Raw genomic sequence first — 25,685 nt, 5'->3', positions numbered from 1 at the left:
TACCATAAAGCTGGCCCAACTGCGCCCGGCGCAGTATTCGATCGACCCCACAATAACGACCCGGTCAGCACCATGATTCCGAGCATCCGATATCACTCCGCCCGCCAGGCCACGACCCGCACTGGCGTCAGATTCTACCATACCCGCCAGGTAACCAAGTACTTACTCATCGCCTTGCTCGCCTGCCTGGCCCTCCCCGCCAGCGCCGACACCGTCGAGCGCGTCGAACCGCCGTTCTGGTGGACGGATATGGCGGCGGAAGAACTGCAACTGATGGTTCACGGCCGCGATATCGCCGGTCTCGAACCGCGACTCGACTACCCCGGCGTGACCCTGCTGGGCAGCGAGACCACCGACAACGACAACTACCTGTTCATCAACCTGCGGCTGGCACCGGAAACCGAGCCCGGCACGCTGGAAATCGCCCTGCAGGACGGCGGCGAGACACAGGCGGTGATCGACTACACACTGAAAGCGCGGGCCGCGGGCTCCGCCGGGCGCCGCGGCTTCGACAGCAGCGACGCCATCTACCTGATCACCCCGGACCGCTTCGCCAATGGCGACACCGCCAACGACAGCACCGCCGACACCCGCGAGGGAGCCGACCGCGACAACCCCGGCGGCCGCCACGGCGGCGATATCGCCGGCATGCGCGAACACCTGGACTATATCGCCGACATGGGCTTCACCCAGGTATGGCCCAACCCGCTGGTGGAAAACGACCAGTCGGCCTACTCCTACCACGGCTACTCCGCCACCGACTTCTACCGCATCGACCCGCGCTTCGGCAGCAACGACGAATTTCGCGAATTCGTCGGCGCGGCGCGCGAGCGGGATATCGGCGTGATCCAGGATGTGGTGCTCAACCATATCGGCAGCGGCCACTGGTGGATGCGCGACCTGCCCGCGGCGAGCTGGCTGAACGGCGACGGCACCGACGAGGGCGAGTACACACTCACCAACCACAGCCGCACCACACTGGTGGACCCGCACGCGAGCGACAGCGACCGCGCGGCCTTCGTGCAGGGCTGGTTCGTGGACTCGATGCCAGACCTGAACCAGCGCAATCCGCTGCTGGCCAACTACCTGGTCCAGAACAGCGTCTGGTGGATCGAGTACGCCGGCCTGTCCGGCATTCGCGCCGACACCTATGCCTATTCCGACGGCGACTTCCTGCAGCAGTGGGCGGCGCGCATCCACCGGGAGTACCCGGATTTCAATATCGTCGGCGAGGAGTGGACCCGCAACCCGGCGCTGGTGGCCCACTGGCAGCGCGGCGAAGACGCACAGGTCAGCGGCGGCCGCCTGAAGAGCATGATGGACTTCCCGCTGCACTATGCGTTGCGCGAAGGTCTCGCCCGGGAGGACAGCTGGGACAGCGGCCTCACCACCCTGTACGAATCACTGGCCAACGACTTCCTCTATCCGCAGCCGCAGCGGCTGGTGATCTTCGGCGGCAACCACGACACCAGCCGCCTGTTCAGCCAGCTCAATGACGACCCCGCGCTGTTCAAGATGGCGGTCGCCTACCTGGCCACGATGCGCGGCATCCCGCAGTTTTTCTACGGCGACGAAGTACTGATGGAGAGCCCAAAAGAACGCAACGACGGCATCGTGCGCAGCGACTTCCCCGGCGGCTGGACCGGCGACGAGCGCGATGCGTTTAGCGGCAAGGGCCTGGACCAGCGCCAACAGCAGGCGCAGGAAACCGTGCGCAGACTGTTCCGCTGGCGCCGGCAGGCACCGGTGATTCACAGCGGCAAGCTGAAACACTTCTCACCGCGGGAAAACACCTATGTGTATTTCCGCTACAACGATAACGACACGGTGATGGTGGCGATCAACAAAGGCGACGAACCCTATCGGCTGCCGGCGGCACGCTTTGCGGAAGCGCTCGGTGACAACACCGCGGGCGTCGACGTCCTGACTGGCAAACGCCACACACTGGATCAGTTGGAGATCCCGGCGCGGGATGTGCTGGTGCTGGAACTGGATTGATCGGCAGGTCGCTGCGCAACGGCTGTAGGAGCCTGCCCCGCAGGCGAACCGGAACGGGCATCGACCCTATTCGCCTGCAAAGCAGGCTCCTACGGGACACCGACCAGATAATCGAGATGTAATAGAGCGATGACAAACCGAAATACCCTGCTGCGCGGTTTCGCGCTTGTTTTCCTGTTCTACGCCGGCCTCGCCAGCGCCGGCGAAACGCGCGAGTACCGGAGCCATCAACTGGACTCGGACACACTGACCATCGCGCTCAGCGACGGCAGCGTTACCCTGACCCCCCTCAACGATGCAGCGCTGGAAGTCCACTATCGGCGCGATGGCCTGAAACAGCTGCCCTCCTTTGCCATCGACAGTGAGCGCCAACGCACCGTCGCGGCCAAACTCACCGAGGGGCGGGACAGGCTGGCCTACAGCCTGCCCGGCCTCACCGCCCTGATCCACAAATCCCCGTTCCGCATCGAGTACCTGCACCGCGGCCGGCTGCTTGTCGGCGAGGAAAGCGGTTTTTTCGCTACCGAAACCCTGCGCGGTTTCCGCTTCTCGCTACAGCCACAGGAAAAACTGCTCGGCGGCGGCGAGCGGGTGCTGGGCATGGACCGCCGCGGCCAGCGCCTGCCGCTCTACAACAAGGCCCACTACGGCTACACCACCGAGTCCAGCCAGATGTACTTCGGCCTGCCGGCAGTCATGAGCAGCAACAAGTACCTGCTGCTGTTCGACAACAGCGCCAGCGGTGCCATGGACCTGGGTGCCAGCGAGGAGGACGTGTTGCAGTTCGAGGCGGCGGCCGGCCGCACCAGCTACATCGTCGTCGCCGGGGATAGCTATCCACAGCTGATCGAACACTATGTCGACGTAAGCGGCCGCCAGCCGCTGCCGCCGCGCTGGGCACTGGGCAACTTCGCCTCCCGCTTTGGCTACCACACAGAAAAAGAAGTGCGGGATACGGTGGAGAAATTCGCCGATGAGGATTTCCCGCTGGATGCACTGGTGCTGGACCTCTACTGGTTCGGCCCGGATGTCCAGGGCCACATGGGCAACCTGGCCTGGGACAGAAACGCCTTCCCCGAGCCGGAGAAAATGCTGGCCGACCTGAAGGAGCGCGGTATCCAGACCATTCTCGTCACCGAGCCCTTTGTGCTGACCAGCTCCAAACGCTGGGACGACGCTGTGGCCGCAAACGCGCTGGCGAAAAACCTGGCCGGCGATCCCAAGCGCTTCGACTTCTTTTTTGGCAATACCGGCCTGGTGGATGTCTTCTCCAAAGACGGCCGCGACTGGTTCTGGAATATCTACCACGGCCTCTACCAGCAGGGCGTCGCCGGCTGGTGGGGTGACCTGGGCGAACCGGAAGTGCACCCGGCGGACACAGTGCACGCCATCGGCACAGCGGACGAAGTCCACAACGCCTACGGCCACCGCTGGGCACAACTGCTGTTCGAACGCCAGACGGAAAACTATCCCGGGCGGCGCCCGTTTATCATGATGCGCGCCGGTTTCGCCGGCTCCCAGCGTTACGGCATGATTCCCTGGACCGGCGATGTGAGCCGCTCCTGGGGCGGCCTCAAACCGCAGGTGGAATTGTCGCTACAGATGGGCCTGCTGGGATTCGGCTACACCCACTCCGACCTGGGCGGCTTTGCCGGCGGCGAGGAATTCGATCGCGAACTGTATATCCGCTGGCTGCAGTACGGCGTCTTCCAGCCGGTCTACCGCCCGCACGCGCAGGAAGAGATAGCGCCGGAACCGGTCTTCCACGACCGCAAGACCCGCGACATCGTGCGCGACTACGTCAAACTGCGCTACCGCCTGCTGCCCTACAACTACACCCTGGCATTCGAAAACAGCCGCACCGGCATGCCGCTGATGCGTCCATTGTTTTTTGAAAACGAGAAGGATACCGACCTGATCGATTACAGGGAGGCCTACCTGTGGGGCGACGCCTTCCTGGTGGCACCGGTGACCGACGCCGGCGTCGATCGGGTGGAAGTGAAACTGCCCGGTGGTGTCTGGTTCGATTACTGGAGCGACGAGCAGTACAGCGGCGACGCGGCGCAGGTGGATGTGGAGCTGGAGACTATCCCGGTACTGGTACGCGCCGGCGCCTTTGTCCCCACCGTCGACGACCTCGACAATACCCGCGACTACTCCAGCAAAACACTGAACCTGGACTACTACGCCCACCCGACGGCAACCCGTTCCAGCGGCTCCGTCTACGAGGACGACGGCCAGACCGTCGACGCCTACGGGCGCGGCGAATACCAGATGCTCGAGTTCAACGCCGAGCGCAGCGCCGACGGCATCGACTTCCGTTTTACCAGCGAGGGCGACGGCTACCACGGCGCACCGGAACAGCGCCGTATCCACCTGAACATCCACAACTGGAAGACGGCGCCGGCGCGCGTTGCTGTCGACGGGCAGCCATTCCGGATACTGGCGCGCGAAAGCGATTTCGACAAAGCCGCCCGAGGCGCCTGGCTGGACAAGTCCACCGGACAGTTGCGCATCAAATTCGATTGGAGTGGCAACCCACTCGGACTGGCCGTCAAATACTAGTAATAGACGCAGGATGGGCAGAGCGGATCGTCCCCATCCTGCAGAATAAACAAGATTCAAGGGCACAATGACCGATGAAGAAAATCCAATCCCTGATCGCCGCCGCCACGCTCGCCATCGCCGGCGGCTGCAGCGAAGAATCCACCCCGGACCCGCGGGGCCCCGACTCCGCAAGTGACAATAGCGCGGCGCCCGTGGAAAAACCGGTGATCTACCAGGCCCTGCCGCGCCTGTTCGGCAACACCAACCCCACCAACAAACCCTGGGGCACCATCGACGAAAACGGCACGGGCAAGTTCAACGATTTTACGCCGCAAGTGCTGCAGCAGATCCGCGAGCTGGGAGCCAATTACATCTGGTATACCGGCTCGCTGCACCACGCACTGGTCGGCGATTACACACAGTACGGCATCGGCAATGACGACCCGGATGTGGTCAAGGGCCGCGCCGGCTCTCCCTACGCGATCAAGGATTACTACAGCGTCAACCCGGACCTGGCGGAAGATCCGGCAAAGCGTCTGGACGAGTTCCGCGCGCTGATTGACCGCAGCCACGAGCAGGGGCTCAAGGTCATCATCGATATCGTGCCCAACCACGTGGCCCGCGCTTACGAATCCCTCGACAAACCGGACGGCGTGGGGGATTTTGGTGCCGGCGACGACACCTCGGTCACCTACGACCGCGACAACAATTTCTACTATGTGGTGGGCGAGGACTTCCGGGTGCCCGAGAGCGATGACTACCGGCCGCTGGGGGGCGAACCGCACCCGTTGGCGGACGGCCGGTTCGAAGAGCGCCCGGCCAAGTGGACCGGCAACGGCGCCCGCGCGGCACAGCCGGCCATTGACGACTGGTACGAGACAGTCAAGATCAATTTCGGCGTACGCCCGGATGGCCGTGAGGATTTCCCGCAGCTGTCCGCAGAGTTTGCACAGAAGGACTACAAAGCCCACGCGGAATTCTGGGCCGACAGGGATGTGCCGGATTCCTGGGAAAAATTCCGCGATATCACCCACTACTGGCTCGACTTCGGCGTCGACGGTTTCCGTTACGATATGGCCGGCATGGTGCCGGTGGAATTCTGGAGTTACCTGAATTCCTCCATCAAGATGGAGAAGCCGGACACGTTGCTGCTGGCCGAGATCTATACCCCGGAGCGCTACCGCGACTATATCCACCTCGGCAAGATGGACTACCTGTACGACAAGGTAGGCACCTACGACGCGATTCGCGCAGTAATGGAAGGCAAGGGCGATACCGACAAGGTCGCCGAGATCCAGCGGAGCCTCGAGGATATCGCCCCGCATATGCTGCACTTTATGGAAAACCACGACGAGCAGCGCATCGCCAGCCCGGAATTCGCCGGCGACGCCGAGGCCGGCAAGCCGGCCATGCTCGTCTCCGCCACCGTATCCGCCGCGCCAACGCTGGTGTACTTCGGCCAGGAACTGGGCGAGCCGGCGAGCGAGGACGCCGGTTTCGGCAAGGCCAGCCGCACCACCATTTTTGATTACTGGTCGGTCCCCAGTGTGCGCCGCTGGCTGCAGGGAGAGTCCACTGCGGATGAACAGCGACTGCGGGAATTCTACCGGCGGTTGATGAACTTCTCCGCCGGCAACGCCGCGCTGCGCAGTGACAACTACGCGGCGCTGGAAGGTTACGGCGATCGGCAATTCGCGTTTGCACGCTGGGATGGGGACGAGAAGCTGCTGGTGGTAGCCAACTTCGCCGCCGACAGCAGCCCGGCCGAACTGCAGCTACCGCAGGCACTGATGCAACAGTGGCAACTGGCCGACGGCAACTACCCGCTGGTTGACCAGCTCGGCGACACCGATGCGCAGTTGCATGTGGAAGGGACCAGTGGCTCCATCGCGCTGGAGCTGGCACCGCGGGCCAGCCATATTTTCCGCGTCACGCAGTAACCCCCGGCTCCGGAACCTTCACTCCGGCCCACTACGCAGCGGAATCCGGGAAGCCTGCCTCGCCGCGGTATCTCCCCGGGCAATGCATGTCAATTGACATGCATTGCCAGCTCCCGCGGCAGCGGGTTGTGGGCGCGGAATGCCGCCCTGTCTTCGTCGGCCACCTGCTCCAGCAGATTGCTGTAGAGGCGGTTGGCACTGGCGCGGGCGGCCAGGTCGGCGCGCCCCAGTTGCTGCGACAACAGGAAATCCAGGTGGTTGAATACATAGCTGCGCCAGTAGCCATCCACCTTTTTCAATACCGGCTGTGCGACCGCCAGGCTCTGTTGCAGCCCTTTCCAGTCGCCGCCCTGCCGCTGTCGGCGGGACTTCGCCTCCAGCCAGCGCAGGTGCTCTACCGGGTAATCGGCCCACGCCACTTTTTCCAGCCCGGCCTCTTCCTCCCCCGCAAGCCCCAGCTCCAGCGCCGCGATACGCGTGCGCAGCGCCAGGTAATGCGGCACCTCCGGCCCCAGCAGCGGCTGTATTTCGCGGTAGATTTCCGCCGCGCGCCGGGGCTCGCCGCTGTCGCTGGCCAATTGCAGTCGCAACAGCTTTGCCGAGACCTTCTGCTCGGTGCTGCCGTACTCGAGCAGGTTTTTCTGCAGCACCTGCAACTGTCGCGACGCGCGCTTGAGCTGGCCCAACGCCAGGGAGAGCTCGGCTCGCCAGAGATCGAACTCGACAATACCCCGCCTGTCGCCGCGGCGGTGCATAAACCCGCTGACCGATTCCCAGGTTTCCGCCGCGGCCCGGAAGCGCCCCTGCAGGAAAGCCAACCGTCCGAGGTAGGCGCGGATGACCACTTCGTAATCCTCAAGTTTTTCCCGCCGGGCCAGCTTCTCACCGGCACGCAGCGCGCTGTACGCCTCGGGCCAGTTGCCCCGCTGCAACTGCAGCTGGGCGATATTCTGCTGCACTTCCACTTCGCCCATGGCGTCGTGGGCAGCGGCAAAATTCTCCCGCGCGCTGCGCCAGTAAACCATGGCGTGATCGTAGTCGGACAACAGAAAATAGATAAAGCCGACATTGTTCTGGCTCTCGGCACGCAGCCAGATATCCTCCAGGCGCATGCGGATGGCCAGGGAAGCGCGGTAGTGCTGCAGCGCCTCACTGTAGCGGCCGCGCTCTTCCGCCAGCAGGCCCATCTGGTTGTAGATTTCGCTCTGGGAAGTTTCGTCGCGAAGCCCCTCGGCCAGGGCCAGCGCCTCGCGCAGTTGCCGCGCCGCGATCTCCCCTTCGCCGCGTATGCTGTGCAGTGCCGCGAGGTTGCCGAGACTGACCACCTGGCCGCGGCTGTCGCCCTCGGCGCGCCGCATCTCCAGGCCCTGGCGGTAGTAGTCCCGCGCCTGCTGCAACTGGCCGAGACGCTGGTAGGCGACGCCGTAGGCATTCAGTACATCGCCGCGACCGGCCAGGTCGCGCAGGCGTTCGTGGGTTTCCAGTGCGCGCGGCAGGAATTCATCCACGGCGCGCTGGGCGCGGCCGGCGACAATGGCGGCCTTGGAGAGTTCCAGCCAGGCGCGGGGGTGTTTCGGGTCCAGCTCGACCACGCGTTGGAGTTCCACGAGAGCCTCTTCAAACAACCCCTGTTCCATTTTCAGCGCGGCCAGCTCCATACGCGCGCGGGTGCGGCCGGGAAAAGTCTCGATCAGCCCGCGCAGGAAAGTCTCTGCCGCCTCCGCGTCCCCCCGCCAGCGGGCGGACAGGGCCTGGGCCCAGTGGGCCGTCACCGAGTCCGGGCGGCCGGCGTTGACGGCGCGCTCGAGGCTGGCTTGCGCCTGTGCCGCATCGCCCTGCTCACTGGCGATACGGGCCCGCAACAGCCAACCCGGCCCGTAGTCAGGCTGGGAGCGCACCAGTTGCTCCACCGCATCCCGCGCTTTCTGCAGCTGGCCCAGTTGGTAGGCCCGCTTTGCCTCGGTGAAGCGCTGTGCATCGGCGGTCCACAGGGGAACCTCTTCAGCCGATGCCCCGTCGATCCTCAATGCGTCCCGCACGAGGGTGTGGGCGCCCTGGAAAAATGCCGGCAGCGAGTCTTGCTCGAGCTGTCTCTCCGCCAGGACCTGTGCCTCGCGCGCCCCCGCGTGCAGGCTGCGCAGCTTCAGCACAACCCGGTAGCCGCGCTGCGCCGGGGCAACCTGTGCGGCCAGCAGGTAGTCGGCGCCCATCAGGCGGCCGATCCTGGCCGTCTGGGGATCGTCCGCGCCCGGATAGGCCTGCTGGAACAGGTGCAGCGCGCGGTTGACATCGCCGGACTGCAACAGGCGGATTTCCCGCAACTCCTGCAGCGACTGGTTCAACAGCACCTGCCCGCCGCGCTCCAGCCAATCGCTGTTTCCAGGGGCCCCCGCGACCTGTACCGGCAACACCGCGAGTGCATAGGCCGCACCGGCGGATGGCGGCTGCGGTTTCGCGATCCTCTGTGCCCCGAGCACCCCGAACAGCACGGCAATGGCGAGGGCGGTAAAGAACAGGACCAGCCCGCGGCGGATACTGCTGCCGGCTGGCGGCTCAACTCCGTGGTCTGTATCGCGATATTCGGGCATCAGTCGGGGAGCTCCAGGCTGAAGATCAGGGTTTGCGCCGCGGCACTGAGTTCGCCGGCGACATTGTCGATATCGCGGCTGGAGCGCCAGGTATTGGGAATCCAGTAGCCGCCGTAACCCTCGACGGTGGCGATGGCGGATTTCAGTTTCCACACCGCCCCGGCGTCGTTGTCAAAGGCCCAGGCGCCCTTCGCGTGGGCCACTTTCAGGTAGAGGCTCCAGTAGATCCAGCTGGGCATCTGGCCGCGGAATTCGTGCAGTTTGTCCTGCAGGAAATCGAACTTGCCGGCGATCACCACATCGGTATCGCGGGTGTCCTCGACCACCAGGAATTCGGAAAACTTGCCCCGCCGGCCGCGGCAGCGGTAACTGCCCGAGCCCACGTAGGTGGTGATATCGCGAAAGTCCTCACCGCCGGAAGCGGCGAACAGGCGCAGGTTGGTGCCCGGCTGGTACTCGAGGTTGTGGGTGTGGAGTTCCAGTTCCACGGTATCGGAAAAGGCCAGGCCGCCGACCGGTTCAATCTGCACCATCATCGGAAAATCGGCCTGGGGCACGACGTGGGCGCCCGGCGGCAGGCGCTGCAGCAGATCCGGGTCGACGGGGTCGAACTCGCGCGCGGAGAGGCCGATGTTCTGCTCGGTGAGCCCGAGCACCCGGTCGAAGCTGATCAGCAGGTCGGTTTCGATATCGCCGGGCAGCGACAGAATGGCAAGGACCTGGTTGCCGTCTATTTCCAGTTCGATCAGGCCCAGCAGAAGACCCAGGTCCAACACCAGGTTTTCGAGACGCAGGTCGAGCAAGCCTGTATTGATGTCCACCTTGGTATTTCTGAGCAGGTCCAGCAGGCCGGCGCTGGCCCCTGTGGCCAGCAGCACCAGTAACAGGCCACCCAGTATCCGCGCCCTCAGTGATACCCGCGAGGTTTTGCGGGATCCCTTTCTGTCGGTTTTCCGATACCACCGCATCTGCCCGTCCCTCGTTTTTATCCTTGACGATCCAACGTACAGAGACTAGTAGCCACCATGTCGCCACGCCGGCGATTTGAGGGGCTGGCCCGGGAGTCTCGCCAAAAGCGTGACGGAATTATCAGCTTTGTCGCGGAATACTTTTCCTTGTCGCGACCGCTCAAGGCAAAATCGACGCCCAGCTGGCGCCGCAGATCCGAAGGGGGATGGGACAGGGGCGGGGAATGCGCTACCCGGCCCCGTCCGCGAGCGGGTCGGTGCAGCCGCTATTGGGCCTCGATCGAGTAGCTCATGGCCGCGTCGTTTACGGTGACACGATAACTGCCGCTGACATCCGTGTAGATATCGGCACCGGTCTGCTCCAGGGTGCCGTCCGCGTCGTTGTCGCCGTAGTTTTCACTCCAGTCGCCGTGGACGTCCACCTTGAAACGTTGATCGGTACTGCCGTCGAAGGACACCGTTGCTTGCCAGGTATTGTCCGCCACCAGTGTCATCGCCGTGCTGCCCCAGCTGTTGGCTGTGCCGCGAAAATAGAGTGACGGCAGGTTGGATTGCAGGGCGCCGCAATCCGACAGGCAGGTCAGGCTGTAGGCCAGGGTCTGGTCGTTGACCTCCACGCGATAGCGACCGCTGACCGGTGTGTGGATATCGCCACCGCCCTGCTCCAGGACACCGTCGGCGTCGCTGTCGCCGTAATTCCAGCTCCAGTCGCCCTCCACATCAAACTTGAAACGCTGTTCGCTGCTGCCGTCAAACACCACCGTCGTACGCCAGGTGTTGTCCGCCACCAGTTCCATGGCTGCGGCACCCCAGTTATTGGGCGTACCGCGGAAATGGAGCTGCGGGAAATTCTGCGCGATGCAGTCGCTGCAGGGCGCTGCGGGGGCGCCGCCGTGAATCGCCGCGGCGCTGTTGGCGGCCACACTGAACTGTGCGTAGCCATCGGCATCCACGCTGATCACATCGCCGCTGCAAGGCTCGTCTCCCGCCAGGACATTGCAGTAGTCCCCGGCGGGCAGGCCGGTGTACAGGTCCTGCTCCAGGCCGCCGCTTTCGTTGTTGATCACGACAAACCCCTTCTGCCCGCGGCTGAAAGCGATCTGGTTATCGCCGTTGTCCCACCAGTTCTGCAGCGGGGTGCCGTCCACATGGTTGCGAAAACCGACCATGTTGGCGATGTTGCCCCAGCGGTGCTGGCAGATCCAGGCGCTGTTGCCGCAGTCCTGCGGGCCGCTGGCGGGCGGGCCGATATCGGTGTCGGTAAACGCGTAGCCGGACATCACTTTCGGGTAGCCGTAGGGATGCGCCAGCATGAATACATTCGCCAGGTTGTATTTGGCTCCATCCTTATAGGTGAAATTGCCCCCGCCGCCGTGGCCGCGCTCGCGGTCGTGGTTATCGATAAATTGCACGGCGTCGGACGAGGGCAGCAGTCCCCAGGACTCGCCGATGGTCTCCAGGTTCCTGATCTGGCCGTTGAAATTGCTGGCCACATCGGTGCCGTACTTGAACTCGGTAACCCGCCCCAGGTGGGTGTAGTTTGCGGGTTGGATTTCCGCCGCCTCCCCGGCCGCGCCGATCACCTCGGAGAAAACCCAGGGGTTGCCGGCGGCGCCGAGAATGGCACCGAGGTCGGCGGGGCTCATATGCTTGACCGCATCGATACGGAATCCGTCCACGCCCATATTCGACAGCTTGCTGAAGTAGGCCGCCAGGGTGTCGCGCACATAACCGGAACCGGTATCCAGGTCCGGCAGTCCGCTGAGGCGGCAATTCCAGACATTGCCGGCATCCGCATAGTTGTCGATATCGCAGTTGGAGTGATAATCCGCGGGGGAGAATTCCGGGTGGTTGGTCAGGCTCCAGGGCGTGCCGCCCCAGCCGGTGCCGCCGCTGTTCCAGGCGGCGGTGTGATTGATCACCGCATCCGCGTACACCTTGACGCCGGCGGCGTGGCAACGCTGGATCATGCTGGCCAGCTCCGACTCGGTACCGCTGCGACTGGTGAGGTTGGTGTAGGTTACCGGCTGGTAGCGGGCCCACCAGGTGTCGAGGCTGATATGTTCCTGCGGCGGCGAGATCTGTACTGCATCGTAGCCCTTGGGACCGAGGAAGTTTTCACACTCGCTGGCGATATCATTCCAACGCCATTCGAACAGGTGCACAAATGCTGTGCCGGCGGAAAGATTGTTACTGGCGAGCGCGCCGAGCACCATGGCCGCGCCCGCAAACCAGTTGCTGGTCTGGGTCTGTGGTTTCATCGCTGTTTCCCGTTATTGTTATTCAGGAGTTTTCAACTGCCGGCCGAACAGCTTGCCGGGCAGCGCGGGAACAGCTTAAGGAAAGGGGGAAATCCCCGGCATCCACCCACTGTGGGGCGTAGCAAATTCAAGCGCCAGAAAATCCCCCGCCCGATCGCGGGGGATCTGCCGGAGACGGGAAGCCGGTCTATTCCGCCGGCGCCAGCAGCACCAGCCCGGAGGGTGTATCCAGGCTCACGCGACCGCCCTCGACCAACGCCGTTTTGCCGGAATAGAAATCCTGCAGCTTTGTGCCTTCGGCAAAAATGTCGCCGACTGTGATGGACTTCTGTCCCCGCCCGCTGTCGACCGCGACCACCACCGAGGGCGAGCCGTCCAGGGTGCGGGCAAAGGTGTAGGGCTTGTCGGCCAGTTGACTGTGGACACCGGCCCCGACTGCGGTATGCGCGCGCCGGAAGCGGCCCAGCTTCTGCCAGTGGGACAGCAACTCGCGGGTTTGCGGCTCGTCCAGGTCCGCCCAGTTCATCGGGCTGCGCAACTGGGCGTCGCCGTTGGCGGACGCGGTCAGGGTGCGGCCCAGTTCATCGCCGTAATAGATCTGTGCGGCCCCCGGGGCCAACAGCAGCTTGATCGCCGCCTCTCGCGCGCGTTGGCGCTCGCGGTCGAAGGAATGCATATCGTCGTGGGACGCCAGGTAGTTGAGCACGCCAACGCCATCGAGGGCCCCGCCGTGCAGGCTGTCGGAATAGCTGGAGAAAATTGTCTCCATGTCCCCGTCGGCGCTCTGCACCAGGTCGAAATTGATCAGGCTGTCGAAACCGTAGTCGAAAAAATCCACTTTGCGATCGCCGAAATCGTAGTCCCGCCCCTCGCTCGCACCGAAATCATTGATACCGTAGCCGTAGACTTCACCCACCATGTAAAAGTCGCGGTCGCCGAGTTTCCGCTCGGGGTTTTCGGCCCGCCACTGCGCCAGTGCCGTATCCGCCTCTTTTTTGAGTTGCGCCCAGGCCTCCGGCTCCACATGCTTGGTGGTGTCCACACGGAAACCGTCCACACCGTATTCCCGCACCCAGTCGGTCGCCCACTTGATCAGGTAGTATCTCGGCGTGCGCGGATAACCGGTGCGCTCGAAAAAGGCATCCAGCTCCGCCTGCTCCTGCGCCAGGCGCCCTTCCCGGCGCCACTGTTCAACCAGCTGCGGCGGCAATGCCACCGGCTCCTCGCGCTCGGTGCGGATATCCGGCAGGTTCTCGACCAGCGTGCAGGCCACGGTGCCGGCGAATCCGGACCAGTCGCAGACGGGCCCGGGCCTGACCCAGGACTGCGGCCACAGCGGATCCTTTTCCGTGACCGGCCCGGTGTGGTTGATGACCACATCCAGCAGTACACGGATCCCCCGGCGGTGTGCGCTATCGATCAACTCGGCCAGATCCGCCTCGGTACCGAAATTGCGGTCGACGGCAGTCCAGTCCCGGGGCCAGTAGCCGTGGTAGGCGTAGGTGCGCCCGGTGCCCTCGTCGGTGGCGCCCTCGATCTGCCGGTAGACCGGCGACATCCACAGGGCGTCCACCCCCAGGTCGTTGAAGTAGCCCTCCTCGAGCTTGCCGATCACACCGCGCAGGTCGCCGCCGGCAAAGTTGCGCAGCCGGGCCCCGTCGCGCTTGCGGCCATAGCTGAGGTCGTTGTCGGGATCGCCATTGCGGAAACGGTCCGGCAGCAGGAAATAGACGGTGGCGCTGGACCAGGCGTTGTCGCTGGTCTGTGGTTCCGCGACGCTCGGGTCGGTACAGGCGTTGAGCCCCAACAGGGCAATCAGGCCGGCGGCGATACGTTTCATTTTATTCTCTCGCTAGACATCAACGGTATTTCGATCATCCCACTCTACCATTGGCAGCACCGCCCACATCCTCCGGGGACGGGGGCGTAGCGCGACCATTAAGTCTGTCCGGGCGGTCGCGCCGATTGCATTATCGCGGCAGCTACCATACAAAGGGACAATGGCGGGAACTTTCCCGTTGGGAGATCCGTCACAGAACACGTGGAACCATCGCGCCCAGAGACTCAATCAAGGAGAGCCGGGGATGTCGGAACATCAATCAAATCGCGGCTGGATCATCGGCCTGGCCGTCATCGCCACCGTCGCCATTGCCGCCTACTTTATTCTCTCCGCGGACAAACCGCCCAAACCCGCACCGCCCGTGGTGACCGAAGAGCCCCAACCGCAGGAAGAGCCGGCGCCGGACCTGGAGCCCGAACCCGCCGAGCCGGAAACAGCGCAACCCGCACCCGAGCCCGCCGAGCCGGAGCGCGAACTCCCGCCACTGAACGACAGCGATGAAACCTTCCGCGGCGACCTGCTCAGCCTGGCGCCGGACGGCGCCCTCGGCCGCTGGCTGGTTTCCGACGAACTGCTGCGCAAGTGGGTAGCCGCGGTCAACGCCGCCTCCAGCGGCCAGATGATGGCCAAGAACCGGCCCTACAAGGCCCCGCAGGGCGAATTGGCGGTGAAAGAAGAAGGCGCCACCGGCATGGTGCTGTCGGAAGAGAACTACCAGCGCTACGACGTGCCGGTGCGGCTGCTGGCGATGATGGACACAGCCAAGGCCGTCGATCTCTACCGCTTCTGGTACCCGCGGCTGCAGGAGGCCTACGGCGAACTGGGCATGCGCAACCAGAGTTTCCACGACGTGGTGCTGAAGGCCATCGACCAGGCCCTGGCCGCCTCCGAAGCGGAACAGCCCATCCAACTGGTGCGCCCGTCGGTCTACTACAAATTCGCCGATCCCAAACTGGAGCGGCTGCCCGGCGTGCACAAGCTGATGATCCGGATGGGGCCGGACAATGCCGCGCGGGTCAAGGAAAAGCTGCGGGAGCTGAAAGCGGAACTGGAGCAGGTATCGCCCTCTGCCGGCGACTGAACCGGGCAACCGTCATCAATATTGTTCCAACGGACCGGCCCCCGCCAGGGGGCCGGTCCCACCCGGGAACAGGCCTCCCCGATTCACCGGCAACCCATCCCCCGCCCCACTGTTTATGACAAAGGTATGTTAATCTCTCCCCGCCGGCCGCTGCCGGCCGAGGGGTATGCGCGGCTGGCGCGGCACGGGAACATGGAATTCCCAGCCGAGGAGAGAAAATGCAAGCCGAGCCGAAAACCATCTTTGTCGTCGTCGACCCCAACGACGACAACCATGTCGCCCTTGAGCGCGTGCTCACCACCGCAAAGCTGCGTGACCCGCAGCCCAAACTGGTCATCTTCGTGGCCGTGGATGGCGAGGCCGTCGACACCCGCGCAAGCAATGATCACCTGTTCCGCGACGAATTCTGGTTCCGCGACCAGATCCGCAAACCGGTGGAGGACGCCGGCCTGGACTACGAACTGCAGGTCTGCTGGTCGAGCGACTGGCAGGGCGCGATCATCCAGGAATCCAAACGCTACGGCGCCGAACTGGTCTACCTGCCGGTGCACGCCAAAACCAGCCGTCGCTTCACCTTTGCCGAATCCAAGTGGCAGGTACTGAAACAGGCCAAGTGCCCGGTCGTGCTGATTCGCCCCGGAGCCAAAAGCAACCGCAAGGTGGTACTGGCCACCGTCAACTTCCAGGCCCAGAAGACTGCCCAGCGCGAACTCAATCGACTGATCAGCTCCCAGGCCAGCTACTTTGCCGAGCGCTACGGTGCCGAACTGCACCTGGTGAACGCCTACCTGGACTCCATGCTCTACCCGGACCGCGGCGCCCTGGCCAAGCTGGCCGACAAGACCGGCGTGCCCACGCACCGCATTCACGTCAAGCAGGGCTATACCAACGAAGTCGTGGCCGAGGTGGCAAAGGAAGTCGACGCGGACCTGGTGGTGATGGGCACCCTGAACCAGTACGGGGAAACCGGCTCGCTGCTGCGGGGCAATACCGCGGAGCGGGTGATCGGGTCTCTCGACGTGGATGTAATGGTATGTAATGCGTCCGCAACCGCCGGATAGACCCGGCGGTCCTGACGCACAACCCCTCCCCTAAACACCGTATACCGCGGTTTTGGCGCTCCGGGCCCGCTTTTGTCCCTGCCCGGAGTGCAGATATCCCCCCTGCCGTACAGAACTCCCCGGCTTGAATCCCGTGGCATAGTTATCAAGAATAAGCTGCCCGTATCGGGCCCAGCGACCCACTGTGATAAAACCAATAATGCCCCGGAAGGGCCGACCCATGATCCATATTGCCCCCTCAACCCGAAACCTGCTTTTCACGCTATTTACTTTGTCTCTCGCCGCTTGCGGTGGTGGCGGTGGCTCGTCTGACAGTGGTTCAGGTGGGGGCAGCTCATCCGGCGGACCTGTAAGCAGCAGTTCTTCGAGTAGCAGTTCATCTAACGGATCCACCAGCTCATCCGGTAGTTCCTCCTCGGGCAGCTCATCCAGCGGAGGATCCAGTAGCAGCTCAGGTGGCCCCTCCAACCAACCGCCGGCTATTGAAAACCTGAGCCTCTCGCCTAACCCGGCCTATAGCGATACCCCTCTTTTGGCAAAGGCGGAGGCCAATGATCCGGACGGCGATGACCTCACCTACACCTACCATTGGATTCTCAACGGCAATGAAATTCCCGGAGAGGAAACCGATCAATTGAGCCCCGAGTTCTTTGCTAAAGGTGATGAAATCGGTCTCTTCCTTATCGTCACTGATGGCGACAAGTCCACAAGCCGGAACATTGGTACCATCATATTGAACAGCGCTCCCCAATCCGAGGCGAGTGCCGACAGTCCCGTCATCAGCGGCCGGGAAATCCCGCTCAACGGCAAAGCCGAGGACGCTGACGGAGACTCTCTAAGCTATTCGTGGACCCAAACCGCCGGCGCTGAAGTGGAAATCCGGAATGCCGATAAAGCCACGGCCAGCTTTACGAGTCCTTCGGAAGATGGCGAACTGGTATTCCAACTGCTGGTGAGTGATGGCGAACAGAGTTCCGAGCCCTCCGAAGTACGCGTACTGGTTCGCAATACGCCACCGCAGATAACCAGCCTGCAAATAACCCCCTCCCCGGCCTTTACCGATTCAGAATTGCAGGCGGAAGTGAGCGTTTCGAATCACGACCGCCGCGATCTCAGCTATGTGTATACTTGGATGGTCAACGGCGAGGAAATACCGGAAGCCAGCGGCGAAACCCTGGCTCCGAAATTCTTCCATAAAGACGACCGGGTGCAAGTGGCGCTGCAGGTTACCGATGGCTATGGTGACGATGCCGATTCTGCCACGCTGACGATTGCCGACAGCCCACCGAGTGTGAAATTGAGCGGTGTCCCGGAAAGCGCCATTTACGGACAAGCGGTAAACTTCAGGATCGATGCACAGGACAAAGATGACGACCCGCTCGATTTTCAGTTCCTCGCCCGTCCCAACGGCATGGAAATCGACGACAAGGGCAATATAACCTGGACACCAACCGGGCCTTTGTTTGTCGACGAAACCAACTTCAACTGGGAAGTCGTCGTCACTGGAGACAACAATAGTGAAACTGCCGGCAGCACTATCAGAGTTATCGATGAAGACAGGCGTTACCCTCTCAGCCGCAGCGGCATTGAGGTAGCCAAGAACCAGGAGCAAATTCGCCTGGGGGACTTTGACAACGATGACAAGAATGAACTGTTGATCACCGACGGGCGGCAGAGGCTCTTCACACTCTCCCACAATGGAACCGACTATATACAGGACTGGCTCTACCCATTCAGCCTGGCGGGCGAAGATGAAAACATCTCATCTATTGCCGCCGCAGAAATCAATGGCGATGGGCAAGCAGAATTTTTTGTCGGCCTCACTTCAAGTTACCACGACACGCAGACTAAACTCCTGATCCTAGATGGCGCCACAAGAAAACTGGCGGAGTTTATCGAGATTGATGGCCACAGCGTTCGCGCGATACACCTGGCCGACACGGACCTCGATAAGCAACTTGAGCTGGTACTGTTGATCGACCTCGGCCACACCTACGGCACCGGACAGATAATACAGATCCGAGACGCTCAAAGCCTGGAACTGGAATGGCAGTCTTCAGAAATCGTATTGGGATCGGCCATGACGCTCGGGAATACCGATTCAGATCCACAAATCGAGATAGTTCTCTCCAATGGCTATATCTTCGGTTACAGTGGCAGCAGCTATGAAAACGAATGGATCTTCGGCGAGGGTTTTGGCTACAGAGAAGTGCAGACCGGCGACCTGGATGGCGACGGTATCGACGAGATCGTCGGCATTTCAAATAGCTCCTATGCACTTCGGGTCTATAGCGCTACGGAAAAAGCTATCCTGACGGAAAAATCGAACACGAGATATGCCGCTATTGCCGTCGGAAATATCGACGCCGACCCGGAAGCGGAAATAGTGGTGGGATCGGCGGCGGCCTACACCTTCACCTCGGGATCCGGCCTGACCGAAGAGTGGATATCAACCACATCGGGGAGCGACGAGAGCGGCCTACTGATCGGCGATGCGGATAACGATGGCAAAGCGGAGATAATCTGGGGATCGGGTACCGGCCACAGTGGGGCTGATGCCCTCGTTGTCGCGGGGCTGAACCCAGACTTTGAAATAGAATGGATTAACACCTCGCCGAGCCAGCTGGACGGCACCTTCTTCGGCGGCGAACCAATCACCCTGAGCAGCGGCGAGCGCCGTCTCTCTTTCGCCTCCCTGAGCACCGATAGCGGCGGTGAGGGTTCCCGCCTCATTTACCTGGACCCCGATACCGGCGTCCTGGAAATAGGGCAGGAGCAGGGATCCAACTGGGAAGGCGCACTGGCCTTGTGTCCCGCCGACTACAATCTCGACGGCGTCTACGAGCTGTTTATCGCCACCAATGAAGTCTACAACCCGGCGGTCTACCTCTATGATCCGTCGACCCAAAGCACCCTGTGGACAGCCCCTTCGCTAAATGAATCCGGTGTCGCCACCGCCTGCGGCGACCTGAACGGCGACCAGTTGGCCGATTTTGTGGTCACCTCCTCCGATGGTGCAACCTTTGCTTACGATGTCGCCAACTCTACCCTGATCTGGAGCGACAGTGCCGGCGGCGGCCGCGATGTTTCCATTGCCGATCTCAACGACGACGACTCCGCCGAACTTGTCACAGCCTCTGGCACCGAGTTGTCGGTAACCTCCCGCCGGGACGGCGTTCTCAACAAGATGTATTCCGCCAGTATCCGGGATATAGCCGAAGTGAGCGACAACGCCTCCATTACAGATATTGCCATAGAGGATCTCGATGGTGACGGTACACGGGAGATCGCCGTAGTCGCGAGATATTACTCCGACCAAAACTGGGTACTGATATACGAGCCGGACCTGACGTTGCGCTCGGTATTTTCCATTGGGAATTACATTCGCGCACTGGCGATCGAAAATTACGGCGACGGCCATAGAAACCTTCTGCTCAATGTAAGCCATAACTACCTCTACAGCTCCGGGAATTCGTTTATTGCGATTGTGGATCCATACTCCGGCAAGACGGTATATCGTTCGCCGGAGATATCCAGCTCAATCCCACTCAACAGTGTCCATTTTATCGATCTGGATGGCGACGGGATTCAGGAATTGAGCTATGGAACCAGAGTCAATATGAATGTTACCCGCTAAAAACCCCGGTTGCGGGGGCAACCAAGCCCCAAAGCATCGGTCGAAACGGGCGATCCCGATAGTGACAAAGTTCAGAGCCAGCGTCTGACTCAAAAAGTGGACTCAGTCGAACAGCGCTGATTTACCTGCCCTCCTTTTAACCGCCGGTCCACCCGGCGGCTCTCCCTACTCCCCGTATGGGGCTGACGCAACAGCCGACCTTCTGGTGGATACTGGCAGGTTATTACACCGAGACCCTTGGAAGCTGTTATCGCAAGAGCCACAGCCCCGCTTCATACCCGGTTGCCGCCTGCGACCAGCTCCTGCGCAGATCCCTTCCAGGTTTTATTTTGCATTGACACAGGCCCACAGAAGAGAAGTTAAAGATGAAGAATATAAAACGGCTTGCTGCGATAACCCTGTCCGCTGCCATGCTCGGCAGTACCCAGCTTTCCAGCGCCCAAGACGGCGATGAGTTCGTACCGCAATGGGCAAAGCGGGCGGTCTGGTACCAGATCTTTCCCGAGCGTTTCCGCAATGGCGATTCCTCCAACGACCCAAAGATGAAGGATATACTCGGCGCCGATCCGCAGGAGCCGCCCAGGGAATGGCAGATTCACCCCTGGGGCAGCGACTGGTATCGGCTGCAGCCCTACGAAAAAGCCAACGGCGAGCCGGAGCTCTGGAAACACCTGCTGCGGCGCCGTTACGGCGGCGACCTCCAGGGGATCATCGATCAGCTCGACTACGTGAGCGACCTCGGTATCAATGCGATTTACCTGAATCCGGTCTTCGACTCCCCCTCGCTGCACAAGTATGACGGCGCCAGCTACCACCATATCGACCCCAATTTCGGGCCGGACCCCAAGGGCGACCGGAAACTGATGGCCGGCGAAAACCCGCTGGATCCCTCGACCTGGGTCTGGACGAGCGCCGATGAGCTGGCACTGGAGCTGATCGACGAAGCCCATAAACGCGGTATCAGGATCATATTCGACGGTGTGTTCAATCATATGGGCACCGAGAGTTTCGCCTTCCAGAACCTGCTCAAATACCAGGAGAAGTCTCCCTACAGGGATTGGTTCATGGTGGAGTCTTTCCGCAATGAACAGAAAGGGACGAAATTCAAGTACTCCGGCTGGTTTGGCGTGGAGTCCCTGCCCGAATTCAGGGAAGATGAAAACGGGCTGGTAGCAGGCCCGAGAGAGTACGTATTTGCCGCAACCAGGCGCTGGATGAATCCGAAAGGCGAGGGTATCGAGCACGGCATCGATGGCTGGCGGCTGGACGTCGCTTACGATGTGCATCACAACTTCTGGAAAGCCTGGCGCAGCCACGTAAAATCGATCAATCCCCAGGCCTACCTGACCGCAGAGATCGTCGATAAGCCCGAAAAGGTAAAGCCCTACTTCCAGGGTGACGAGTTCGACGGCGAGATGAATTACAACTTTGCCTTTGCCGCAGCGGAGTTCTTCTTCAATCCCGCCGATACCGATATCAGTGTCAGTGAGTTCAACCGGAAACTGGCCGAGCTCAGGGGACTCTACCCGCAGGGTGTCGCCTACGTCGTGCAAAACCTGTTTGGCAGTCACGACTCCAACCGGATCGGCTCGCACATCGTCAACCGCGGAATAGGCAACTTCAGGGACTGGGGCGATTACTTCACGAAGTCGCAGGCTGGCAATAACCCCGATTACTCTGTCAGGAAACCCAACCAGGATGAGATCCAGCTACAGAAGCTCTTTACCATCTTCCAGATGACCTACGTGGGAGCTCCGATGATCTATTACGGTGATGAAGTGGGCATGTGGGGCGCAAATGACCCGGACTCGCGCAAGCCGATGATCTGGCCCGACATCGAGTACGAAGACGAAATTTACCTGCCCGATGGCGGCAAGCGCTCGCCCGACAAAGTGGCCGTCAACGCGGACCTGCTGTCTCACTACCGCGCACTGATTCGGATCCGCAACGAGAACCCGGCGCTACAGCTGGGCAATTTCAAGCCCGTGCTGATTGATGATAAGCGCCAGCTCTATGGCTATCGACGCAAGTATCGCGGCAACGAGGTTCTGGTGATATTGAACAATGCCCCCCGGCAGCAGACCATTTCGACAGAGATGCTGGAAAACTCAAGCTGGCAGAATGCGTTGGACAAAAAGGCGCAGCCTGTCGACCGCCAATCCAGCGGTATAACCATCGGCGCCCTGGATGGCCTGATCCTGGTCAGAAACCGGGAGCGCTGATCCAGTCTGTCGTTTGCGGGGGAACTCTCCATACCTGTGTGGAGTTCCCCTCGTCGCAAATACCTCCTCCCGGGCTCCTGTGGGCTCAGGCAGGAAAACTGAAGCCCACCGGGTATTCGTGAAAACCGTCGAAATCCCCTTTTCCCACCGGGATACCCGCGGCCCGCAGTATTGCGTAAGCCATCGCATAGTGAAACAGGAAGTTCGGCACCCCATACAGGTCCAGGAAGTCATCGCCGGTGAATACCCGTTCAGCGAAGCCGGCTGTCACAGTCACCTCCCGCGCTTCAAAGTCGGCAAACGCCGACTCCGGAATCTGCCGGATAAAATCTTCCGTGCGCTGGATCAGCGCGCGGATTTCGGCAAAGGTTCCGGCGCAGCCCAGGTCCGGCACCTCCAATTTTGCCAACGGGCACAGGGTTCTCGGAGCAAAGCTGACCGCAGTGGTTATCTGTTGTCCCAGCGGAAACATTTCCGGCGCAAGCCGCGCCTGCAGCAATTCACCATCATCCATGTCCCGGGCTCGCTCCGAGAGAGCGGACAGCTTGTGCAGATAGTACAGGAATACAGCGACTGGTTTCTGGCTCATGGCTCCCTCCTTAACGCGACAAGCCGGAAGTGATTGGTCCGCGACAGCGGTCTGCCCGCTTGTACGGCCTATCGCGATCGACAAAAAAAGCCCCTGCAATACCGGATTGCAGGGGCCTTTCAATTGCGGCACTAACCGGCTGGATTAGAACTCGTAGCTGAAGCCCAGCAGGTAGGTCTTGCCATAGCTCTGGTAGTCGCGAACCTGCAGTTCGTTGTCGCCGCTCAGGGTCGTGAACGGTTCATCGGTCAGGTTGGTCCCTTGCAGGTATACCGACAGGCCGTCCAGGCCGGTGAAGCCCGCCTCGCCAAAGTCGTAACCGAGCTGCGCATCGACAATGGTCTCACCCAGTACATCCACCTGCGTGGTATCGAAACCGAGACCGTAGACTTCGCCCTTGAAGTCGGAACGCTTCCGCACGCTGGTGCGGGCGGAGAAACCGTAGTTGTCGTAGTACAGGGTCAGGGACTCAATGCGGTCGGACAGGCCCGGCAGCTCGTAGTCGTTGCCGTGCTGGTCCTCCACATCGGAGGTGATACCGGTGTGGCTGGCGATCACACCAAAACCATCCAGTGCTTCGCTGAACATGTTGAATGGCAGGGTGGCGGACACTTCATAGCCCTGCAGGGTGCCACCGCCGCCGTTGACCTTGCCGCTGGCAAACGCCAGGGATTCCTCCGGCACTTCGCCGGTAGCCGGGTCGGCAACGCCGCTCATATCCAGTTCGTAGTTGCCGTCGAAAATCCACTGTTTCAGGTCTTTCCAGAAGTAAGCTACGGAGAAGTAGCCTTCATCACTGAAGTAGTTTTCGTAGGTGAGATCCAGCCCCAGAGATTCCTTCGGCTCCAGGTTCGGGTTACCGCCGGTGACGGTCCAGTAATAGCCGTCTGCATTGGGGGTAGGGCTGTAGGTCACTTCCTGCGACGCGTTCATCTCGTCCATGCGCGGGCGGGAGATGGTCTTGGCGGCACCGAAGCGCACCGTCTGTTGCTCGTCGAGCGCCAGTGACAGGTTGAGACTCGGCAGCCAGTGATCGTAGTCGTGGCTCACATCGGTAGCCAGGGCCTCAACCAGCCCGTCCGCATTGACGGTTCCGGCGTAACCTTCGGAGCGCTGGTCGGTGTAGACGTAGCGCATACCAACGCTACCGGTCAGCGGCATGCCGGCGATCTCGGTGTCGATGCCGGCCTGGGCGAAGGCCGCGGTGACGTCCTCGCTCACGGTGAAGGATTTGGTCAAGTGCTGGATGCCGGTGAGGGATTCATCGAGCAGGTCGTAGTAGCCGTCAGCCAGCAGGCCGGCGGAGTCATACGCAACCATGTTCCCCATACCGATAAAGTCCAGGGAGACGGTACCCAGGCGGTACTCTTCCGGCACGGTCAGCATCCCCTCGGACTCACCGTCGAAATTGGCCAGGGTCATGTAGTAGCCGTTGGAGTCTTTGGATTTTTCCCGCGCGCGGTGGGAGACCCCGAAGGAGATTTCGTTGACGACACCGAGATCCACCATCTGCGTGGCGGCGAGCTTGAAGGTGCTCAGTTCGTCGTCGATTTCCGGTGCATTGATAAATCCGTCCTGGGCGGAGTTATAGAGCACGTCCCCCTCTTCCAGGCCGTACTTGCTGTTCAATGCGGTGCTGGCACCCCAGCTCAGCGGGCCGCCCAGCTTGATCAGGTCCCAGTCGCTGTAATCCAGCTGGTGGGTAAACAGGGCCCCGGTGTTGCCGGACCGGAAGGTGTAGCCGATATCCTCACCCACACCCAGGCTGTCGCCGCGGCCGGTACCGGAGTAACTCTCGAAACTCCAGATTTTGCGTTCGACCTTGGAGTGGCTGGCATCGAACTCGAGAATCAGCGAGTCGGTGGCATCGTACTTGGCGTTGAAGCCGAAGGAGTTCAGCTTCGCCTCGCGGCTTTCCATATCGTTGCGGACCACAACGCGTTGGTCCAGCACTGTACCGTCGGTCACAAAACCGGTGGCTTCATCGATTTCGTTGGCGACTACTTCACCCTGCCCCCAGGCGAAGGGAACTTCGATACCGCGCAGGATCTTCTCATCGTTGAAGTCCACGTAGAGGGAATCGAAAGTGAGGTCCAACCTGTCATTGGGCTGGGCCTGGAGCACCAGCATGGCACTGTCGCGATCCAGTACGGAAGAGCGCACGAATGGCTTGGCACCGCCCAATACCGAGTAGCCTTCCAGTCCGGGCGTATCGGTGCGGTAGCCCCAGGAATTCCAGCGCTCCTCCTGATTCGGCGAGCTCATGGTGTTGTAGGCAAACGCCACACCGATCCTGTCGTCGGCGAACTGGTCGATGTAGGACAGGGTGGCGCGATGACCACTGTCTTCACCATCGGGGTTCAGCTTGTCGAAACTGGTCATTTCGTACTGGCTGTTGACCTTGATTACGCGCTCGCCGCGATCCAGCGGCTTGACCGACTGCATATCGATCACACCGGCGATGCCCTCGGCACCGAGATCGGCGGTAGGCGTCTTGTGAACCGTCACGCCGCTCATGATTTCGGACGGATACAGATCGAACTCGACGCCGCGGTTGTCGCCGATGGAGACCTGTTCGCGGCCGTTGAAGGTAGTGGCGCTCTCGTTCTCACCAAAGCCGCGGATGCTGACGCGGCTCGCTCGGCCGTCCAGTCGCTGGGAGGTCAGGCCCGGCAGGCGGGAGATCGATTCGGCGATGGAGGAGTCCGGCAGCTTGCCGATATCCTCGGCGGATATAGCCTCGACAACACCAGTGGCTTCGCGCTTGGTGTCGATGGCATCCATCACACTCTTGCGGAAGCCCGTGACAGTTACTTCTTCGAGGGTGTTGGAAACGCCCTCTTCAGCAGCGAAAGCCGGCAATGAAACACTCACGGCTGCTACGGCAGCGGACAGCAAAGTGGGCCGGAAAACCCCTTTGCCTTTATAGGATTGACTCATCATCTTCTCCCTG

General features: G+C 61.6%; 13 protein-coding genes. 7 read left to right on the top strand and 6 right to left on the bottom strand.

Annotated features, from left to right (window positions below; all coding sequences use genetic code 11):
• The first annotated feature begins 72 nt into the window (after window positions 1-72).
• From MWN76_RS16960 to MWN76_RS16950, 3 genes are all read left to right on the top strand, one after another.
• Window positions 73-1,998 (top strand): glycoside hydrolase family 13 protein, encoded by a 1,926-nt coding sequence (locus MWN76_RS16960; protein ID WP_250463524.1) that lies wholly within the window; start codon window positions 73-75, stop codon window positions 1,996-1,998.
• 129 nt (window positions 1,999-2,127) lie between these two features.
• On the top strand, window positions 2,128-4,563 hold the full coding sequence (locus tag MWN76_RS16955; RefSeq protein ID WP_250463521.1) for a glycoside hydrolase family 31 protein: 2,436 nt from the start codon (window positions 2,128-2,130) through the stop codon (window positions 4,561-4,563).
• 74 nt (window positions 4,564-4,637) lie between these two features.
• Window positions 4,638-6,485, top strand: a complete 1,848-nt coding sequence (locus tag MWN76_RS16950) for an alpha-amylase family glycosyl hydrolase (protein WP_250463518.1) — start codon at window positions 4,638-4,640, stop codon at window positions 6,483-6,485.
• An 89-nt stretch (window positions 6,486-6,574) separates the two neighbouring features.
• Here MWN76_RS16950 and MWN76_RS16945 read toward each other — a convergent pair whose 3' ends face one another.
• The 4 genes from MWN76_RS16945 to MWN76_RS16930 all read right to left on the bottom strand — a co-directional run bounded on the left by MWN76_RS16945 (window position 6,575) and on the right by MWN76_RS16930 (window position 14,142).
• Entirely contained in the window at window positions 6,575-9,073 is a 2,499-nt protein-coding gene (locus MWN76_RS16945; protein ID WP_250463516.1) for a tetratricopeptide repeat protein, read from the bottom strand.
• On the bottom strand, window positions 9,073-10,041 hold the full coding sequence (locus tag MWN76_RS16940) for a DUF6689 family protein (protein ID WP_250463513.1): 969 nt from the start codon (window positions 10,039-10,041) through the stop codon (window positions 9,073-9,075). The genes MWN76_RS16945 and MWN76_RS16940 overlap by 1 nt, the downstream gene beginning before the upstream one ends.
• 266 nt (window positions 10,042-10,307) lie before the next feature.
• Window positions 10,308-12,302, bottom strand: a complete 1,995-nt coding sequence (locus MWN76_RS16935) for an alpha amylase C-terminal domain-containing protein (protein WP_250463510.1) — start codon at window positions 12,300-12,302, stop codon at window positions 10,308-10,310.
• A gap of 187 nt (window positions 12,303-12,489) precedes the next feature.
• Window positions 12,490-14,142, bottom strand: coding sequence for an alpha-amylase family glycosyl hydrolase (locus MWN76_RS16930; RefSeq protein ID WP_250463507.1), 1,653 nt, complete (start codon window positions 14,140-14,142; stop codon window positions 12,490-12,492).
• 244 nt (window positions 14,143-14,386) lie between these two features.
• Here MWN76_RS16930 and MWN76_RS16925 point away from each other — a divergent pair, with 244 nt between their 5' ends.
• The 4 genes from MWN76_RS16925 to MWN76_RS16910 all read left to right on the top strand — a co-directional run bounded on the left by MWN76_RS16925 (window position 14,387) and on the right by MWN76_RS16910 (window position 22,143).
• The gene (locus MWN76_RS16925; protein WP_250463504.1) at window positions 14,387-15,223 is read left to right on the top strand and encodes a DUF3014 domain-containing protein; all 837 of its coding nucleotides are present in this window, start codon (window positions 14,387-14,389) and stop codon (window positions 15,221-15,223) included.
• A gap of 218 nt (window positions 15,224-15,441) precedes the next feature.
• Entirely contained in the window at window positions 15,442-16,284 is an 843-nt protein-coding gene (locus MWN76_RS16920; protein ID WP_250463501.1) for a universal stress protein, read from the top strand.
• Window positions 16,285-16,504: 220 nt separating this feature from the next.
• Window positions 16,505-19,921, top strand: coding sequence for a PKD domain-containing protein (locus tag MWN76_RS16915; protein ID WP_250463498.1), 3,417 nt, complete (start codon window positions 16,505-16,507; stop codon window positions 19,919-19,921).
• 365 nt (window positions 19,922-20,286) lie between these two features.
• A complete protein-coding gene (locus tag MWN76_RS16910; RefSeq protein ID WP_250463494.1) occupies window positions 20,287-22,143 on the top strand; it encodes a glycoside hydrolase family 13 protein in 1,857 nt (618 codons plus the stop codon).
• A gap of 85 nt (window positions 22,144-22,228) precedes the next feature.
• Here MWN76_RS16910 and MWN76_RS16905 read toward each other — a convergent pair whose 3' ends face one another.
• Together MWN76_RS16905 and MWN76_RS16900 are read right to left on the bottom strand one after the other, a co-directional pair.
• Entirely contained in the window at window positions 22,229-22,732 is a 504-nt protein-coding gene (locus MWN76_RS16905; protein WP_250463491.1) for a DUF1993 family protein, read from the bottom strand.
• Window positions 22,733-22,876: 144 nt separating this feature from the next.
• Window positions 22,877-25,672, bottom strand: coding sequence for a TonB-dependent receptor (locus MWN76_RS16900; RefSeq protein WP_250463488.1), 2,796 nt, complete (start codon window positions 25,670-25,672; stop codon window positions 22,877-22,879).
• Window positions 25,673-25,685 lie beyond the last annotated feature (13 nt).

The organism is Microbulbifer litoralis (genome assembly GCF_023634065.1).
GTDB classification, from domain to species: Bacteria; Pseudomonadota; Gammaproteobacteria; order Pseudomonadales; family Cellvibrionaceae; genus Microbulbifer; species Microbulbifer litoralis.
Note: the sequence above shows the minus strand (reverse complement) of the source record. Positions and strands in the feature narration are given on the sequence as shown.

What these genes read in the sequence shown, in the direction of transcription:
- MWN76_RS16910 (WP_250463494.1), top strand. Translation starts at nt 20,287, where the DNA reads ATGAAGAATATAAAACGGCTTGCTGCGATAACCCTGTCCGCTGCCATG.
- MWN76_RS16915 (WP_250463498.1), top strand. Translation starts at nt 16,505, where the DNA reads ATGATCCATATTGCCCCCTCAACCCGAAACCTGCTTTTCACGCTATTT.
- MWN76_RS16950 (WP_250463518.1), top strand. Translation starts at nt 4,638, where the DNA reads ATGAAGAAAATCCAATCCCTGATCGCCGCCGCCACGCTCGCCATCGCC.
- MWN76_RS16930 (WP_250463507.1), bottom strand. Translation starts at nt 14,142, where the DNA reads ATGAAACGTATCGCCGCCGGCCTGATTGCCCTGTTGGGGCTCAACGCC.
- MWN76_RS16900 (WP_250463488.1), bottom strand. Translation starts at nt 25,672, where the DNA reads ATGAGTCAATCCTATAAAGGCAAAGGGGTTTTCCGGCCCACTTTGCTG.
- MWN76_RS16920 (WP_250463501.1), top strand. Translation starts at nt 15,442, where the DNA reads ATGCAAGCCGAGCCGAAAACCATCTTTGTCGTCGTCGACCCCAACGAC.
- MWN76_RS16925 (WP_250463504.1), top strand. Translation starts at nt 14,387, where the DNA reads ATGTCGGAACATCAATCAAATCGCGGCTGGATCATCGGCCTGGCCGTC.
- MWN76_RS16960 (WP_250463524.1), top strand. Translation starts at nt 73, where the DNA reads ATGATTCCGAGCATCCGATATCACTCCGCCCGCCAGGCCACGACCCGC.
- MWN76_RS16935 (WP_250463510.1), bottom strand. Translation starts at nt 12,302, where the DNA reads ATGAAACCACAGACCCAGACCAGCAACTGGTTTGCGGGCGCGGCCATG.
- MWN76_RS16940 (WP_250463513.1), bottom strand. Translation starts at nt 10,041, where the DNA reads ATGCGGTGGTATCGGAAAACCGACAGAAAGGGATCCCGCAAAACCTCG.
- MWN76_RS16945 (WP_250463516.1), bottom strand. Translation starts at nt 9,073, where the DNA reads ATGCCCGAATATCGCGATACAGACCACGGAGTTGAGCCGCCAGCCGGC.
- MWN76_RS16905 (WP_250463491.1), bottom strand. Translation starts at nt 22,732, where the DNA reads ATGAGCCAGAAACCAGTCGCTGTATTCCTGTACTATCTGCACAAGCTG.
- MWN76_RS16955 (WP_250463521.1), top strand. Translation starts at nt 2,128, where the DNA reads ATGACAAACCGAAATACCCTGCTGCGCGGTTTCGCGCTTGTTTTCCTG.